This is a genomic window from Pseudidiomarina atlantica (assembly GCF_000753735.1).
GTDB classification, from domain to species: domain Bacteria; phylum Pseudomonadota; class Gammaproteobacteria; order Enterobacterales; family Alteromonadaceae; genus Pseudidiomarina; species Pseudidiomarina atlantica.
Genome location: NZ_JPIN01000001.1, coordinates 1 through 16,681 on the forward strand (window position 1 = coordinate 1; position 16,681 = coordinate 16,681).

General features: G+C 51.5%; 19 protein-coding genes and 1 other annotated feature. Of the genes, 8 read left to right on the forward strand and 11 right to left on the reverse strand.

All coding sequences use genetic code 11. The features are described from left to right. On the forward strand, positions 1 to 768 hold a 768-nt coding region (locus IDAT_RS13430; RefSeq protein WP_051986467.1), incomplete at its 5' end, for an RHS repeat-associated core domain-containing protein. A gap of 22 nt (positions 769 to 790) precedes the next feature. Then, complete coding sequence (locus IDAT_RS00010; protein ID WP_034728904.1) at positions 791 to 1,180, forward strand: hypothetical protein; 390 nt, start codon at positions 791 to 793, stop codon at positions 1,178 to 1,180. A 65-nt stretch (positions 1,181 to 1,245) separates the two neighbouring features. Here IDAT_RS00010 and IDAT_RS00015 read toward each other — a convergent pair whose 3' ends face one another. Beyond that, a complete protein-coding gene (locus IDAT_RS00015) occupies positions 1,246 to 1,479 on the reverse strand; it encodes a hypothetical protein (protein WP_034728907.1) in 234 nt (77 codons plus the stop codon). 182 nt (positions 1,480 to 1,661) lie between these two features. Then, positions 1,662 to 2,282 carry an arylesterase gene (locus IDAT_RS00020; RefSeq protein WP_034728909.1) on the reverse strand — a complete coding sequence of 207 codons (621 nt, stop codon included), beginning with the start codon at positions 2,280 to 2,282 and terminating at the stop codon, positions 1,662 to 1,664. A 2-nt stretch (positions 2,283 to 2,284) separates the two neighbouring features. Between IDAT_RS00020 and IDAT_RS00025 the strand changes: the two genes are divergently transcribed. Both IDAT_RS00025 and IDAT_RS00030 read left to right on the forward strand, forming a co-directional pair. Beyond that, a complete protein-coding gene (locus IDAT_RS00025; protein ID WP_034728911.1) occupies positions 2,285 to 2,965 on the forward strand; it encodes an ABC transporter ATP-binding protein in 681 nt (226 codons plus the stop codon). Further along, a complete protein-coding gene (locus IDAT_RS00030; RefSeq protein WP_034728913.1) occupies positions 2,955 to 5,468 on the forward strand; it encodes an ABC transporter permease in 2,514 nt (837 codons plus the stop codon). The genes IDAT_RS00025 and IDAT_RS00030 overlap by 11 nt, the downstream gene beginning before the upstream one ends. On the opposite strand, the gene IDAT_RS00035 is transcribed toward IDAT_RS00030, so the two are convergent. Next, positions 5,449 to 6,348, reverse strand: coding sequence for an alpha/beta hydrolase family protein (locus tag IDAT_RS00035; RefSeq protein ID WP_051986468.1), 900 nt, complete (start codon positions 6,346 to 6,348; stop codon positions 5,449 to 5,451). The genes IDAT_RS00030 and IDAT_RS00035 overlap by 20 nt on opposite strands. Then, positions 6,329 to 6,883 carry an inner membrane-spanning protein YciB gene (locus IDAT_RS00040; protein WP_034728915.1) on the reverse strand — a complete coding sequence of 185 codons (555 nt, stop codon included), beginning with the start codon at positions 6,881 to 6,883 and terminating at the stop codon, positions 6,329 to 6,331. The genes IDAT_RS00035 and IDAT_RS00040 overlap by 20 nt, the downstream gene beginning before the upstream one ends. Before the next feature lie 124 nt (positions 6,884 to 7,007). On the opposite strand from IDAT_RS00040, the gene IDAT_RS00045 reads away from it, so the two are divergent. Next, complete coding sequence (locus IDAT_RS00045) at positions 7,008 to 7,922, forward strand: TIGR01777 family oxidoreductase (RefSeq protein ID WP_034728926.1); 915 nt, start codon at positions 7,008 to 7,010, stop codon at positions 7,920 to 7,922. On the opposite strand, the gene trpA is transcribed toward IDAT_RS00045, so the two are convergent. The 7 genes from trpA to smpB form a co-directional block, all read right to left on the reverse strand. Beyond that, positions 7,855 to 8,700, reverse strand: coding sequence for a tryptophan synthase subunit alpha (trpA, locus tag IDAT_RS00050; protein WP_051986469.1), 846 nt, complete (start codon positions 8,698 to 8,700; stop codon positions 7,855 to 7,857). The two genes, IDAT_RS00045 and trpA, sit on opposite strands and share 68 nt — an antisense overlap. Next, positions 8,697 to 9,893 carry a tryptophan synthase subunit beta gene (trpB, locus tag IDAT_RS00055; RefSeq protein WP_034728928.1) on the reverse strand — a complete coding sequence of 399 codons (1,197 nt, stop codon included), beginning with the start codon at positions 9,891 to 9,893 and terminating at the stop codon, positions 8,697 to 8,699. Before trpB ends, trpA begins: the two co-directional genes overlap by 4 nt. Further along, positions 9,886 to 11,295: a bifunctional indole-3-glycerol-phosphate synthase TrpC/phosphoribosylanthranilate isomerase TrpF gene (gene trpCF, locus IDAT_RS00060; RefSeq protein ID WP_034728931.1), complete on the reverse strand. Its 1,410-nt coding sequence runs from the start codon at positions 11,293 to 11,295 to the stop codon at positions 9,886 to 9,888. Before trpCF ends, trpB begins: the two co-directional genes overlap by 8 nt. Beyond that, positions 11,288 to 12,292, reverse strand: a complete 1,005-nt coding sequence (trpD, locus tag IDAT_RS00065; RefSeq protein WP_034728934.1) for an anthranilate phosphoribosyltransferase — start codon at positions 12,290 to 12,292, stop codon at positions 11,288 to 11,290. The genes trpCF and trpD overlap by 8 nt, the downstream gene beginning before the upstream one ends. After that, a complete protein-coding gene (locus tag IDAT_RS00070; protein WP_034728936.1) occupies positions 12,292 to 12,900 on the reverse strand; it encodes an aminodeoxychorismate/anthranilate synthase component II in 609 nt (202 codons plus the stop codon). The genes trpD and IDAT_RS00070 overlap by 1 nt, the downstream gene beginning before the upstream one ends. Then, the gene (locus IDAT_RS00075) at positions 12,897 to 14,492 is read right to left on the reverse strand and encodes an anthranilate synthase component 1 (RefSeq protein ID WP_034728939.1); all 1,596 of its coding nucleotides are present in this window, start codon (positions 14,490 to 14,492) and stop codon (positions 12,897 to 12,899) included. Before IDAT_RS00075 ends, IDAT_RS00070 begins: the two co-directional genes overlap by 4 nt. 35 nt (positions 14,493 to 14,527) lie before the next feature. Continuing rightward, positions 14,528 to 14,625: a sequence feature (Trp leader region), on the reverse strand. A gap of 131 nt (positions 14,626 to 14,756) precedes the next feature. Further along, the gene (gene smpB / locus IDAT_RS00080) at positions 14,757 to 15,236 is read right to left on the reverse strand and encodes an SsrA-binding protein SmpB (RefSeq protein WP_034728942.1); all 480 of its coding nucleotides are present in this window, start codon (positions 15,234 to 15,236) and stop codon (positions 14,757 to 14,759) included. 122 nt (positions 15,237 to 15,358) lie between these two features. Between smpB and IDAT_RS00085 the strand changes: the two genes are divergently transcribed. From IDAT_RS00085 to sixA, 3 genes are read left to right on the forward strand one after another with little or no spacing between them, the layout of a single operon-like run. Then, positions 15,359 to 15,796 carry a type II toxin-antitoxin system RatA family toxin gene (locus tag IDAT_RS00085; RefSeq protein ID WP_034728945.1) on the forward strand — a complete coding sequence of 146 codons (438 nt, stop codon included), beginning with the start codon at positions 15,359 to 15,361 and terminating at the stop codon, positions 15,794 to 15,796. 8 nt (positions 15,797 to 15,804) lie between these two features. After that, on the forward strand, positions 15,805 to 16,152 hold the full coding sequence (locus IDAT_RS00090; RefSeq protein ID WP_034728947.1) for an RnfH family protein: 348 nt from the start codon (positions 15,805 to 15,807) through the stop codon (positions 16,150 to 16,152). Between the two features lies 1 nt (position 16,153). Then, positions 16,154 to 16,666 carry a phosphohistidine phosphatase SixA gene (sixA, locus tag IDAT_RS00095; protein WP_051986470.1) on the forward strand — a complete coding sequence of 171 codons (513 nt, stop codon included), beginning with the start codon at positions 16,154 to 16,156 and terminating at the stop codon, positions 16,664 to 16,666. Positions 16,667 to 16,681: the final 15 nt, after the last annotated feature.

Consider the following 16,681-nt stretch of genomic DNA (forward strand, 5'->3'; position numbering starts at 1 on the left):
CGTGAAATGGTGGCGCGCTACAGCGATAGTACGCAAAGCGATGCGCCCGGCTACACCGGGCACGTCGAAGACGACGACCTCGGCCTCGTGTATATGCAGGCACGATACTATGATCCAGTGATTGGGCGGTTTTACAGCAACGATCCCATTGGCTTCCGTGATGTGCATAGTTTTAATCGATATGCATATGCGAACAATAACCCTTATAAATATATTGATCCTGATGGTAGAGATTCAATTTTTATAGCAAGGCCTCTTAGTCGTACTAGCATGGCGCAGCACGTTTTTGCAATAACTACCAATGTGGGTAGTAATGGTCAACATTCACTGGCGTCTCGTTTTAGTTATGGCCCAGTGGATCAAGATGGTAATGATCCTCTGAGAAATGTTACAGGATCTGGTGATGCCACAGATATTGCAGATGCTGGATATGCCAATGATGTTATTAATTCTTTGAATAATGGTACGCCACTGCCAGACGGCGTGTTTACGTCAACAATAAACGCACCAGATGCTGTAACTGAAGCTGTAGGTAACGCCATAATAGGGAATGATGATTATGAAACCGTTCCTTCCCTTCAGCCGGGGCCGGGGGCTAATAGTAACTCGGCAGCTGCACTTCTTGGGCAAATGGCGTCAGGCATAGCAGGGAAAAACTTTGCTTTACCAGCAGGAGCTACCCTACCGGGGGCGGAAGCTTCAAATATTAATAATGTTCAAGTGAATCAGGAACAATTGCAGAGAGATTTATCTCAAATAAATAACTAACAGGTCTGGATTAGATTACTTTATGTCAAAGAGAATTTTAATAATATTTGCTGCACTAGTATTGCTGTTTAACTTATTTTTTTTGAGTTATAGATATATTTGGCCATTATTTGATAAGAGTGGCTTAGTTGAGACAGGTGAATACAGAGGATTAAATATTAGTGATACTAAAGAGGATGTAGTTCGACTAACAATTAACCCGGTTTATAATAGTAAACTTAAAATTGTCGGTTATTCTGATGTTGCAGGTAAAACCAAATTAGTTTTTCAAAGACAAAGTGAAGCAAGTTTGTTTGAATCGGATGTTTGGATTTTAATGTACCCTAGTGTCCACAAAGAAACTGTGAAGCTTACATTTAAAGAAAATCGTTTGATAAAAATTGAATATAGAAGGAATTTCTTTTCTCCCTAATTTTTGAATCCAAAGCCTCGCCCTCGCGGGGCTTTGTTTATTCTCATATCAAAGCAAGTAGCAGATCAATATTCAGATGAGACGGTGCAAGGTTTGGTATCAATGCCATGCTTGGTGGCAAAAGCCATCAGTTTCTTATCGTAAAAGTTCATATCCCGTTGGTAACGGCAGAAGAACTTTATTTCTGCATTTTCTTGGTCATAGATAGCCCGAATATCGTTTTCCCCGGCATCAATGGAGTAAGAGCCATCGTCTAGCTGATAAGCGGATTGTCCTCCAACAAAGCTCTCTTTGGTCAATAAAGACAGCACCTCTTCAACTCGCTCTGGTGGTACTGTAATCCCCCCATTTTAAGCAGCAGTTATTCGTAGAATTAATGAACCGCTTGCGTTAATTGTTTGGGCGGAATGCCTCCGATTGCCGTGTTAGGCTGTTCGTTGTTTTAAGCCAAAGCCACTGAGTGGCAAGAAACCCCCTGACACTAGCGCCCCAGCAAATCCAGCAGATGTGGTTCCATAATATCAGCGATGTCGTCTTGTGCTTCGCGATTGGGATGAATGCCATCGTTTTGCATTAATTCTGGTTTAATCGCTATTTGCTCCATAAAAAACGGGATCAACAGCGTGTCTGTGCTTTGCGTTACGGTAGGAAAAATGTCGGCAAACATCTTGCTGTAACGTGCGCCGTAGTTCGGCGGAATTCTGATCTGACTCACCGCAACTTTTATGTCATCTGCTTGCAATCGCTCAATGATCTGTCGCAAATTGGACTCGATTGTTTGTGGCGTGAAGCCACGAAGGCCATCGTTGCCTCCCAGTTCGACAAATACGGCATCGGGGGTATGGGTTTTGAGCACGCCGTTGAGACGATTCAGCGCACCTTGTGTGGTGTCACCGCTAATACTGGCGTTTACCAGCGTAATATCAGGGTGACTCGCTGACCAACGCTCCTGCAAAATGCCAACCCATGACTCCTTTTGCGACATGCCATAACCGGCACTTAGACTGTCGCCGAGCACGACGAGTGTTCCATTTGCGAAAACTGGACGTATAAGCACCAACAGTGCGACGATAACTGCAAATTTAACAAGGAAATTTTTCATAAATGTTGATTCAAACCACTCAGTTAACGAAAGATGTAGAAACCAGTGAGGGCATTCTACACATTTTACAAGCGACCGACCTACAAATTGCAGCTGGTGAGACCGTTGCGATTGTGGGCGCGTCCGGCTCAGGCAAGTCAACTTTATTAAGCTTACTTGCTGGGTTAGACCTCGCAAGTAACGGTGATGTTTCTATAGATAACGTAAAACTTAGCGATTTGGATGAAGAGCAACGGGCAAAAGTCCGTGCTGACAAGATTGGTTTTATTTTCCAGTCCTTTTTGCTGATCCCCAGTTTAACGGCGCTGGAAAACGTGATGTTGCCAGCTGAGTTGGCGGGTAACAAAGAAGCTGAAAAGCATGCCCGTGAGTTGCTCAGCAAAGTCGGCTTGCAAGATCGTTTGACCCATTATCCGAATCAATTGTCGGGCGGTGAGCAGCAACGTGTGGCCATCGCTCGTGCCTTTGTCGGCACCCCAAAAATCCTGTTTGCCGATGAGCCGACAGGGAATCTAGATGCAACGACCGGACAGAAAATCGAAGATTTGCTGTTTGACATGAACGAAGCTTCGGGCACAACTTTAGTGATGGTGACCCACGACAGTGAACTCGCGCAACGCTGCCAACGGGTGCTGCGCATGGATGCCGGTAAACTGACCGAGGTGGTGCGCGATGTGGCATAAATTATCGTGGCGCTTGCTGAAGCATGAGTTACGCCGCGGTGAGTTGACCATTATGGCGGCAGCAATTGTGCTGTCAGTCACCGCAGTTTTATCGTTAGCACTCTTCACGGATCGCTTGCAGGCAGGGCTCAGCGAACGCAGTGCCGAATTTCTTGCGGCTGATCGGGTGTTAAGCTCGCGCCGTGAAGTCAGTGAAGACTGGATTGCACGGGCTCAAGCTGAAGGCTTGCAAACCGCACAACGCGTGGTATTCAATTCCATGGCATTTGCCGGCGAGCAGCTAGCCTTGGTCGATGTTAAAGCGGTCAGCGATGGCTATCCGTTGCGTGGCGAGTTGCGGGTGGCGGAGCAACCCTACGCGCAAGACCAAGTAGCACAGGGGCTACCAGCGCCAGGCGAAGCTTGGGTCGCAGCAGCGCTGTTTCAGGAGTTACAACTCGAGATTGGTGACACTATTGAGATAGGTGATAGTGCGTTCAGTGTCGAAAAAGTGCTGACCTATGAACCCGACGTCGGCTTTTCGGTGTTTACCGATAGCCCCAACGTGCTGATCAATTATTCTGAATTGGCGGCAACGGGGCTGATCCAACCTGGCAGTCGCGTGCGCTTCAATATTCTCTATGCGGGGGAGCCAGCCGCACTGGCAACTTACGAGGAATGGCTTACGCCGCAATTAAATGATGATACGCATAATTGGCGCAGTATCGAAGACGGTGATTCACCGCTCGCGCGCAGTCTACAACGCGCCGAACGCTTTATGTTGTTGGCGAGTTTGCTTGGTGTAGTACTCGCCGCAACTGCGGTGGCCGTTGCTGCACAGCGCTATTGTCAGCGTAATTACGACGTCGTGGCCATTTTCAAGACGCTCGGTGCGCAACGGGCACAAATTCAGAAGATTTTTATTCTGCATTTGTTGCTGCTTACCAGCTTTAGTATTGCCGTGGGCGTCGCTTTGGGCTGGCTCATTCAAAGTCAGGTGGTGGACCTTGTGGCGCGCTACTTTGACGTGAATTTACCGGCCGCGAGTGGCCGTGGCTATTTGCTCGCTATTGGCACAGGCCTCGTCAGTGCCGTAATGTTTACCCTGTACCCGTTATTACGCTTAGTCGGCATTCCACCCTTACGGGTACTCAACCGACAGCTGACCGGAACCGATCGGCTGCGCTGGCTGCATTGGGTGGCATCGGGCGGCACTATCTATCTATTGCTGTGGTTGTATAGCCAACAGTGGTTATTGTCGACCGCATTATTTGCCGGCGGTGCTTTAGCGGCGGTGATTTTGTTATTGGTAGGCCGCTTGTTTATTCGTGCCAGTCGGCAAGCTGGGATGCAAGCAGGGAGTGCCTGGCGGCTGGCGATGGCCGGTTTGCAGCGAAGGGCACAAGCCAACAGCGTGCAAATGCTGAGTTTTTCAACGGCTATCATGTTACTGCTTTTAGTGTTGGCCTTACGGCATGAGTTGCTGGCTGATTGGCAACGGCAATTGCCCGACGATGCGCCGAATTATTTCTTGATTAACGTCGCTGAAGACGATGTTGACGCACTCAAACAGCGCTTTGCTGAGCGCAATGTCGCTGCTAATGACATGTATCCGATTGTGCCGGGGCGTATGACTGCGGTGAATGGCGTGCCAGTGGTCGACGAAGTTAGTAAAGAAGAGCGCGAAAGCGATGCTGAAGTGCAAAGTGAACAGCGTGAAGGCTTCGGTCGTGAACTATCGCTCACGTGGCGCGATACCCTGCCACCCAACAATGAAATCATCGCAGGTGAATGGTGGGGCGTGAATGCGGCGCCACAAGTCTCCATTGAAAGTGAGGTCGCTGAGCGCATGCGTGTCGGCCTTGGCGATGAACTCGAGTTTAATATTGGTGGTGAAGTGTTTAGCGTCCCGATCACCAGTATACGTGAAGTTAACTGGGGTTCGTTACAACCGAATTTCTTTATGATTTTCAACACCTCGACTTTGGAAGATTTTCCAGCGTCGTATATCTCCAGCTTTAATCTGCCAGAAGAACGTAAAAGCGAGCTTTATGAGCTGTTTAAGCCGTTTCCGCAGGTATCACTGATTGATCTTGATGCGATCATGGACCAGTTACGTGAGGTGATTGAACAGGTCAGCATTGCAATATTGTTTGTGCTGATTCTGGTCATTGTCGCAGGGATTTTGGTACTCCTCGCACAAGTTCAAGCATCGCTAGAGGAGCGCGAGAAAGAACTGGTGATCTTGCGCACTCTCGGTGCCCCGGCGAAACTGTTGAGTCGTGCGGTGACCTACGAGTTTGTCATTCTCGGTGCCATTAGTGGGTTGATTGCCACGCTGGCAATGGAAGTGTCGTTGTATATTCTGCAAACGCAAGTGTTTGAGCTCGGCGCAACTTTCCATTGGCGGTTCTGGCTGGTGGGGCCGATCGCGGGAGCTGTGATCGTGGGCATTATGGGGCGGCTTGCCTGCGGACGTCTGATCCGCCGCAATACCGCCCAGCTTATTCGACGCCTAGCGTGATTGGAGCGGTTGGCACCGCAACTTCAAGTTGTGGTGCCAACACTTTGCGCCACACCTGTTCAGCGCGCGGTCGAAATAAACCAAAGTGACCGATGCGTGGCACACCAACCTCGTCAGGTGTAAGATGTACGCGGCGTAATGGTGCTTGTTTAAAAAACTGATGAAGATGATCGATGTTACGTTTCGCCAATAACTCGTCGTCGCTAAACGATAGACTAATGATCGGTGTTTGCAGCTGCGCATACTCGTGGTACAGGTTTTCCGCGCCAATCAAATAATCCGGCTGTAAACACCAGCGCCGCGACTCCAGCATAGCCGTGCGAGGAACGTTGCCAACGATGCCCAAGCGTGCGCCAGGGAAGTAACCGAAGAGCGGCACCACCCAAGGCACAAGCAACCACCACAACACCAGTGATTTATATTTCATTGCCCGTGGCATACCGCGCCAATAGCCTACGCCTGAGGCGACAGTGATGATACGTTCAAGACGCTCGGTACCTTGCAATAGACCTGACAGTTGGCCACTGATGCTGTGCGCCAAATAGACCACAGGTGCGGCGGCAAAATCAGTGTTGGCGCGCCGACAGGCATATTCAATCACCGCTTGTGCATCGAGTCGCGCCCAGTCCAGAATCGATGAATCAAAGTGACGCAGTGATTCTTCTTGTGCTAAACCAATGCCATAATAATCAAAGCCAATGACGTGGTAGCCCTGTTGCGCTAACCATTGGCAAAAGCTGGCATAGTAGCTATGTGGAACCGCCATAGCCGGCGCCATAATGACGACTTTACGTGGTTGTTCGCAACTGTACTCGTGAATATAGATGGTGCGATTGGGCGCGCTGTCAAGCGCTTGACGCTTACTCGAGTTCTTCGGCATCTTTGTCACGATCCGTGTGGTGTTTGAACATATAGGCACCGGTAAAGATAGTGAAAATCAGCGTCGCTCCGAGTGTACCGAACACCTTAAAGTTGACCCAAGCGTCTAAGCTCCAGTACTCAGCGATATACAGATTTACCGCAGCTAAACTTAGGGTGAAGACGACCCAAGCGTAGGTAAGACGGACCCATGCAAAATGCGGCAGATTGATTTCATCGCCGAGGAACTGTTGTAGCGGCGAACGCTTTTTCCACCACAAGCCAATGAGCAAGAACAGCGCGATAGCGACATAAATAACGCTGACTTTCAGTTTGATAAACCATTCGTCGCGTAAAAACAGCGTGATTGCGCCGAATATCAGTACCACCCAGAGAATAATCCAATGCCGAGGCGTTATCACTTCGCGCATGAATTTCAAGGCGATGATCTGTAATACCGTTCCAAGCATAAGAACAGCAGTGGCTAGAAAAATATCGCCGAGTAAATAAAATACAAAAAACAGAGCGATAGGAAGATATTCGAGCACAAACAACATGATGACTATCCGCAAAAATTTGATGTACTGAGTTTGCCAGAAAAGTTTGTTGACGACTAGCGACAACGACTAAACTTAGCAGTTACGGCAATAAAGCTCCAACTGATGAGCAGAGGACGTAGTAATGAAACTATTGATAACCGGTGGCACCGGCGTGATTGGCAGTGCCTTGGTAGCGCGTTTGCAAGAACGTTACGAAATAACGGTCACCAGTCGCTCGCCTAGCAAAGCCCAACAACAACTTGGGGCCGGGGTGAAAGTGGTCAAGGGGCTAGCCGAGATCGCCGATATAGGCGCTTTTCACGGCGTAATTAATTTGCAAGGTGAGGGCATTGCCGACAAGCGCTGGAGCGCCGCGCAAAAGCAACGCTTGCAAGAGAGTCGCTGGCAGGTCACCGCCGAACTAGCGCAACGCATTGCCGCTGCCGAGCAGCCGCCCAAGGTGTTGATCAGTGGCTCAGCCATCGGCTATTACGGGGCGCAAGGTGATGAAGTGATGACTGAAGACAAGCAGGTCGACTTGCCAGACGATTTTGCCCATCAGTTGTGTGCCAAGTGGGAAGAGCTAGCGCTACAAGCGCAATCCGCCTCGACGCGTGTCTGCGTGTTACGCACCGGTGTAGTGCTGGCGAGTGACGCTAGCGCACTGCAAAAAATGCTACCGCCTTATCTATTAGGATTAGGTGGACCGCTGGGTCACGGGCGTCAGTACTTTTCGTGGATTCACTTGCAGGACATGGTAAGGCTGATTGAGTTTCTATTGGAGACGCCAGATGCACAGGGCATCTACAATGCCACGGCGCCAGAGCCGGTGCGACAGCAGGAATTTAGTGCTTGTTTGGCAAAAACTTTGCGCAAATCACATTTTATGCGCGTTCCAGCATGGGTAATGAAATTTGCCTTAGGGGAGATGTCGCAAATGTTGCTCACTGGCCAGCGTGTGGTGCCGGCCAGATTGCAACAGCAGGGCTTTAACTTTGAATTTCCGCAGCTTGCTGCAGCGCTGCGCGATTGTTTGTTGCCTGCTTCATCTGCGTAACGAACGCCGTCAGACGACTTTTCAGTTGCGCTGGATCTGTGTGGTGTTGTTCGATAATCGACACCACTGCTGAACCACTGATGGCACCTGCTGCACCTGCAGCTAAAGCGGCCTCGACGTGCTCAGGACGGGCGATACCAAAGCCGAGCAACGGGGGCGCACTGTTGGCCGCGGCTAACGCATCAATGACCGCTTTCGCCGGGCGTTGCATGGCTGTTTCCGCACCAGTGACACCGGCGCGACTGAGTAAATACACATAACCTTTGCTTAATTCGGCGACGCGTTGCAAGCGTTCGGCGCTGGCATCCGGCGGCGCAATAAAGATAGGTTCAATGCCATGGCGTTCGGCAGCACTGATAAAATGTCCACTTTCACGCGCCGGAACATCAGCGATGAGCACCGAATCGACGCCAACCTTGGCACACTTTTCATAAAAGCTTTCAATGCCGGTACTACTGGCCACCAAGTTCGCATATACCAACAGACCGATAGGAATATCAGGATGACGTTCCCGCACTTGCTGCAGCAGCGCAAAGCAATCGCTGATTTTGGTGCCAGCAGCGAGTGCGCGAATCGCAGCCTTTTGAATCGTAGGACCATCGGCAACAGGATCGGAAAAAGGTAAGCCGAGCTCAAGCGCATCGGCGCCGCCTTCGATGAGCGCCTCAATAATTTCCAAGCTGAGTGCTGGTGATGGGTCGCCGAGCGTCACAAAGGGTACGAAAGCACCTTGATCGGCGGTATTTAGACGCTCAAACATTGCAGCGTAACGACTCATGCTTGGTTCTCCTGTTCCTTGAAAATACGGCGGACGTGGTCGATATCTTTGTCACCGCGGCCTGACAGATTGAGTAATAAAATCTCTGGCGCATCGACTTCTTGTGCACGACGCACCGCATAAGCGAGCGCGTGTGCTGATTCCAGTGCTGGAATAATACCTTCTTTTTCCGCCAAAAGCTTAAAGGCTTCCAAAGCTTCTTCATCCGTGACGGATTCGTAGCGAGCCCGCCCAATCGCGAGTAAATGCGCATGCTGCGGTCCTACGCCTGGGTAATCCAGTCCGGCCGAAACGGAGTAGCTTTCTTCAATTTGGCCTTCGTCAGTTTGCATCAAGAATGATTTGCAGCCATGCAAAATACCCGGCTTGCCGGCGGTCAGCGTTGCGCCATGATGGGCGGTCTGCACACCTTTACCCGCCGGCTCGACACCGACTAAAGCAACGCTCGGCTCATCAATAAACTCAGCAAACATGCCGATGGCGTTGGAGCCGCCACCGACGCAGGCAATCACTTCATCAGGTAAGCGTCCAGCTTGCTCAATGATTTGTTGTTTGGCTTCAGCGCCAATCATGCGGTGAAATTCACGCACGATGGTGGGAAACGGATGCGGACCTGCGGCAGTGCCCAACAGATAGTGTGTGTCGTGGTAGCTTGCGGTCCAATCGCGCAGCGCCTCGTTGACTGCGTCTTTGAGCGTGCCGCTGCCGGTGTCGACAGGAACAACTTTGGCGCCCATAAGCTCCATCCGAAACACGTTCGGCTGTTGCCGTTCAACGTCTTTTTTGCCCATGTAAATGGTGCAATCAAGGCCGAGCAGGGCACAGGTTAGTGCGGTTGCGGTACCGTGCTGTCCGGCACCGGTTTCGGCGATAACACGGTGCTTACCCATACGTTTGGCGAGTAGCGCTTGGCCTAACACCTGATTGGTTTTGTGCGCACCACCGTGCAATAGGTCTTCGCGTTTTAGGTAGATCTTAGTGCCGTTTGGACTGTCGATAGGCAGGTTGCGACATAGGGAAACCGGGGTGGGGCGGCCCAAATAGTTTTTCAGTAAATCGGCAAACTCTTTTTGAAAGCTCGGATCTTGCTGCGCGTCGACAAATGCGGCTTCGAGTTGGTCGAGCGCAGGAAGAAGAATTTCCGGCACAAATTGACCGCCAAAGTCGCCGAAGTAGGCAGGTAATTTACTCATGATGTGCGTTCCCATACTGACGAATGCGTTGGAATAATTGTAAGATTTTACCCGGGTCTTTTTCACCTTTGCGGCGCTCAACCCCCGAGTTAAAATCAAAACGTTGAATTGCGGTGGCTTGTGCTTGCGCTAAATTGGCAAGGCTTAAACCGCCGGCTAAAGTGCAGCGCGTTAACGTTGCCGCGTCGAGCTGTTGCAATAAGCTCCAGTCAAATGTTTCACCACTACCGCCACTACGGTTGTCCAGCAGATAACGATCGCAATCGACCGGCGGTAAGTAGACCGGATTTTCCACACTGACCGCATACCAAACTTGACAGTTGCTTGGCAGCGCTTGGCGCAACTGATGCACATAGTCGGCATCTTCGTGACCATGTAGCTGTACCGCCGCCAATTGCAGCTGCTGCGCGTGGTCAATAACGTTTTGCAGTGGATGATTGGCAAATACGCCGACCCACGCCAATTGTGGTGCGGCGGCAATGATGTGTTGCGCTTGTGTAAGATCGACCGCGCGCGGCGATTGCGGTACAAAGATCAAACCGCCGTATGCGGCACCGGCCGCGTGCACCACTTGTGCATCGCTGGGGCGGTTCAGTCCACAGACTTTATGGGCACCGTAAATCAGTTCCCGACAGGCCTGGTCAATGTTGGGTTGGGCGGTGAGTGCGCTACCGACCAAAAAGCCGTCAACATAAGGTGCTGCATCGCGAATCGCGGCATGATCAGAGTAGCCGGATTCGGCCACCACAAGCACGTCGTTCGCGAGTTGCTGGCTCAGCACTTTGCTACGTTCAGGGTCAATGCTGAGATCGTGTAGATTGCGGTTGTTGATACCAACGATCTTGGCCCCAAGTTGCTGCGCCCGTTGCAGTTCTTGCTCGGTGCTCACCTCGGTTAATACGTCGAGCTCATAGCGGGCCGCAAGTTCAGCGAGTTCGCGATAGCTGGCGTCGTCGAGTACGGATAACATTAGCAGAATCGCGTCGGCGCCGTAATGCCGCGCGAGCAGCACTTGTATCGGTTCAACGATGAAGTCTTTGCAGAGCACCGGAATGTTGACGCTGGCACTGACCGCACTTAAATAGGCGAAATCGCCTTGAAAATAATCGGGCTCGGTTAACACCGAAATCGCCGCTGCGTAGCGTTGATAGACCTTGGCAATCTGCACCGGGTCGAAATCAGGTCGCAGTAAGCCTTTCGACGGCGAGGCCTTTTTACATTCGAGAATAAAGCCACTCTCCGGTTGCGCGAGTGCAGCCGCCAGACTGCGTGTGCTCGGCGTCAACTGCGCCGCAAGTTGGGCGACATCAAGGTCGGCAAATTCTTGCGCGATACGAGCGCGGCGATGCGCAACGATGGTATCGAGAATACTTGGCGTGGGTGTGGTTACTGCTTCAGCCACGGTTAAACTCCTGCAATTGTTGGAGATGCGTCAATGCTTGGCCGCTGCCGAGATGTTCCAGCACGGCGGCGGTTGCATCGCGTAAATTATCGGCTTGACCGGCTAAGTACAACAAACCCGCGGTACTTACTGCAATGGCGTCTAGATGTGCTTGCGGAGCGGTACCTGCCAAAGCCCGCTGTAGAGCCTGAGCGTTAAAGTCGGCATCGCCGCCCTTGAGCGCGCTCACTGGTGCTTGCTGCACACCGAAGTCGCTGGGGCTCAAAGTGTATTCCTGTAGTTCGTTATCGCGTAATTCTACCACTTGCGTACTGCCGTGCAGGGCGATTTCATCGAGTCCCGAGCCATGTACTACCATTGCACGTTGGCAGCCGAGTAACTGTAAGGTTTCAGCGAGGGGACGCAACCAGGCTGGATCATACACGCCTAATTGTTGTACGTCAGGTCGTGCTGGATTGACCAAAGGCCCGAGTAAGTTAAACAGGGTACGGGTTTTCAGGGTTTGTCGTACCGGCATGGCATAACGGATGCCCGGGTGATAATGCGGCGCAAACAAGAAGCAAAAGTTAAATTGGTCCAGCTGCTTGGCTGCTACTGCGGGGTCTTGGGTGACCGACAAACCCAAGCTCTCTAACACATCAGCAGAGCCTGACCGTGATGAGACACTGCGATTGCCATGCTTCGCTACGGTAAGGCCCATGCTCGCTGCGACCAAGGCCGCTGTGGTTGAGATATTGATGGTATGACTACCATCGCCACCGGTCCCACAGCTGTCAACCACAATGCGGTCAGGGCGCTGGAAGCCTTTGGCTGCCCGGCGTAATGCCAGTGCGGCACCGGCCATTTCCGGCGGCTGTTCGCCCCGCATTTTCATACTGGTTAACAAGGCGGTAATTTGAATTTCGTTCAATTCGCCTTTTACCAATCGATTGAACAATTGCTCGGTGGCCTGCATCGACAGGGCTTCGCCTGCCAAGAGTTGCTTAATAACTTCCATTACTTCTGCTCCGTAGCGACTAAATAAGAAACGGTTTGGGCCAGCAGCTGACTGCCGCGACCAGTCAAAATAGATTCTGGGTGAAATTGAAAACCAACGGCGTGATAAGGCGCGAAGTAGGCCGCCATAGGGATCACGTCCTGCGCGTTGGCATAGTCAGCCAATACCTCAATGCTTGCCGGTAATTCATAGCCGGCCAGGCTGTGGTAGCGCGCCACGGGAAGCGGCTGTGGCAAGTCAGCAAAAATTGGATGTGGTTCGCAACGCACGCTACTGGCTTTACCATGCAATGTTTCGCTACAACGGCGCACGTTGGCGCCACTGGCTTCGAGGAGTGCCTGAAAGCCAAGACAAATACCGAGCATCGGATAACGTCCTTTGGCGAACTCAATAATTGCCATCAGGTTGCCAGCAGCGCGTGGATGTCCCGGCCCCGGTGATAAACAAATGAGTTGTGGTCCGGCGTAGTCCTGCATGGTGCGCTCGAGGGTCTCGAGACTGACCTGATTGCGATAGATTTTCAGTGGGTAGCCCAATTGCCGCAATTCATCGACCAAGTTGTAGCTGAAAGAGTCGAAGTTATCGATCAATATGATGCGTGGTTTCATGCGCGAGCTCCTTGCTGAGTGGCTTGAATCGCCGCAATCACAGCGCGCGCTTTGTTTTCGGTTTCGGCAACTTCAGCTGCAGCTTGCGAATCGGCCACTATACCTGCGCCGGCCTGCACATAGGCTTGCTGGTCACGAACAAAGGCGGCGCGAATGACAATACAGGTATCCATGTCGCCTTTACCGTTTAAATAGCCGACGGCACCACCGTAACTACCGCGCCGTTGCTGTTCGAACTGACGAATCAAAGTGGCTGCGCTCACCTTAGGCGCACCGACCAGAGTTCCCATGTTCATACAGGCACGATAAGCATGTAGCGCATCAAGATCAGCAGCAAGTGTGGCGACCACGCGCGAGACGAGGTGCATCACGTGAGAATAGCGGTCGACTTGCAATAAATCGGCGACATAACGACTGCCTGGCTCAGCGATTCGAGCGAGGTCGTTACGGGCCAAATCAACCAACATGAGGTGTTCGGACAGTTCTTTCTGGTCGCACCGTAATTCCAGCTCTAAACGACTGTCGAGATCGGGATGCAAACTGCCATCGGCACGTTTGCCGCGTGGTCGAGTACCGGCAATTGGATACAGCTCAACCTGTCGGGTTGTGGCCGAGTATTTCAACGCGGATTCAGGCGAGGCGCCAAACAGCACGAAGTCTTCAGCTTGCAAATAGAACATGTACGGCGATGGATTACTGGCTTTCAGCTGCGCGTATGCGGCCAAACTGTCGGGGCAAGCGAGCGAAAAAGTGCGCGAGGGGACCACTTGAAAAATATCGCCATCGGCAATGTGTTCTTTTAATTGAGCAATCCACTCACTGTAGCGTTCTGCGCTCGGCGTTGCGCTCACGTCAGAGCTGACGTTTGCTGCAACCTTGTCTTGCTGCGGTAACGGCAACTGGCAGTGCGCCGCAATTTCGCCTAAATAACGTGCCAGTTGCGGGTAGTATTCTGTCGCCGCTGGACCGCTGAGTAGGGTACCGAGCAGTTCCGTGGTTTGTGCTTGATGATCAACAATGATGAGGGATTCAGCGAGATAGAATCGATAGTCGGGGCAGGTATTAGGGCCATCGGCAACCTCTGGCAGCTGCTCCATACTGGCAATGTAGTCATAGCCAAACACACCACCGACAAACAATGCAAACTCGTGAGCTGGGGCGTTGTCTGCTGCTTGTAGCTTTTGCAGGATCAGTCGCAGGGGCTGCTCATTACCGGCGCTGCGTAAGCGCTGCTCTTCGTCGAGTTCGGCGGTGCTGGCGTTGAAGTCGACAAAGTGACAACTGAGTTGGTCTTGGCTCGTGTCTATTTGTGCATAGGCGTCGAGTTGCTCGGCCAAAAAAGGCAGTACTTGTGCGCCGTTAGTGGTCAACGCCTTAATGGTCACGGTGTTGCCGTTACAGGTAAACTGCAACGACGCCTGTGCCATGATAATGCTTTTCAGGTGCTGCCGTGATTGGATTTCGGCAGAATCCAATAACAGCGTGTGTGCTTTGTTCGCACAAAGTTGTTCATACAAGCGTTGAGTGTCACCGCTGTATGGCAGCTGCAACTGCAGCGCGTGATAAAATCCAGGTTGTTGAGTAAATTCCACTGCTTAGCCCTCAAATTTGCTGACACGTTGCGGGCACAAAAAAACCCGCTGTGATAGCGGGTTTTTCATCAATTTACGTGTCAAATACGCACAGATGCATCGCCCGCTAGGTCGGGAAATGCCACCACCACTGTACTGCTTGCATTGTGCTTAATTCGACATTCAACATCTTCGTTATTCCAGTTTTTTAATCGTTTTTGGAGAGGTTGTATAAGTTAGCTTCGGCTACCTTACTGAAACTGCCGCGGCCTTGTCAACTAAAAATTAGCGTACGTTATGTTTCAGAATACGTTCTTTCTGTCGCTGCCAATCGCGCTCTTTAACGGTGTCGCGTTTATCGTGCGATTTCTTACCTTTGGCCAAGTATATTTCGAGCTTGACCAGATGGCGCTTCCAATACATTGCGGTCGCGACAATCGAGTAGCCCTCACGTTCACTGGCGCCAATGAGCTTATCGAGCTCGCGCTTTTTTAACAATAACTTGCGCGTACGCTCCGGATCGCAGACCACGTGACTGGAGGCCGACAGCAGCGGCTGGATTTGCGCGCCGAGCAAATAAGCTTCGCCGTCGCGTATGATCACGTAGGTATCGGCAATATTGACCTTGCCAGCACGAATACTTTTTACTTCCCAGCCTTGCAGTGCAACGCCAGCTTCAAATTTGTCTTCAAGAAAATACTCATGGCGCGCTTTTTTGTTGAGCGCGATGGTTCCTGAATTATTGGGGGATTTAGATTTACTCATGGCGGCTATTATACGCATCCGATTTAAAAAGAAAATTTGTTTCTGAAGCCATGGGGGAATGGATGATCCGCTGCGTAAATTACGGTATCATGCCGTCATTTTATACGCTGCAGGGAAACCGCATGCCAAGCATTGAAAAAAGCGCATTAGTGCCGTACAGCGATGCCGAGATGTATGCCTTGGTGAATGACATTGAAAGTTATCCAGCATTTGTGCCTGGATGTCGTTCTGCACAAGTGCTCGAAGCAACCGACGCTAGCAAAGTTGCACGGCTCGATATTAGTAAAGCTGGCGTAGGTAAGTCGTTTACCACGCGTAACACCCTTGAACCACCCGGTCGTATCGGCATGGAGCTGGTCGATGGCCCATTCAAGTACTTGCGCGGTGGCTGGTATTTTCAGCGTCTCGATGAAGAGGCTTGTAAGATTATTCTGCACTTAGAATTTGAATTCGCGAACCGATTGTTAGGAATGGCATTCGGTAGTATTTTCAATGAACTACAAAGCCGTATGGTGGATGCTTTTGTGCAGCGCGCAGAGCAGGTATACGGCAGTCGCTAGAGGGCGTCATGGGTCAAGACTACATGCAAATCGAGGTTGCTTACGCAACACCTGAACGGCAGCAGATTATTCCGCTGCGAGCGCGGGTTGGCGCGACCGTCGAAGAATGTATTGAGCAGTCGAAAATCAAGCGTTATTTTCCCGAAATCGACTTAGCCGAGCAAAAAGTCGGTATTTGGAGCAAAGCTGTGAAGCTTGATCATGCGCCGCGCGATGGCGACCGTATTGAAATTTATCGGCCGCTGATTGCTGACCCGAAAGCCGTGCGCCGTAAGCGCGCGGAACAAGCCAAAGATGACGGTCGCGCCGATCCGGTGACCGGTGGGCGTCGTCGCGCGCGCGCGGATGCCGAGTGACATGAGCCAAACGGTGAAGTTTTATTTGATGCGTCATGGCGACGCGCAACCTGCGCAAGCGCTGCAAGCCGATGCGATACGGCCACTGAGCTCTTATGGTGAGCAAGAGGTGGTGGTGAGCGGCCAGTGGCTTGCAGCGGATATGGCGCAGCAGCAGAAGCAAGTTGATTGGCTCATTAGCAGCCCGCTTGTGCGTGCTCGGCAAACGGCGCAGATCATGCAGCAACAATTAGGTTGTGAAGCGGCAGACATTAACGATGACATCACTCCAACGGGTAATGCTGAGTTATTTGCCGACTGGTTGTTCGCCGCAGTACAAAGCCGTGGTGCGCATTGCCGCACGGTATTGATGGTGTCGCATATGCCGTTTGTCAGCTATTTAGTGGCGGCACTCGACACTGCGGTGGAACCCATGTTGTTCCCGACGGCTGGCATAGCTGAAATTGAACTTGATATTGCGCAGTGGCGTGGACGCTTTGTGCGTATGATCGTTGCCGAACCAGCGCAAGACTAACCCCAATTAACTGAC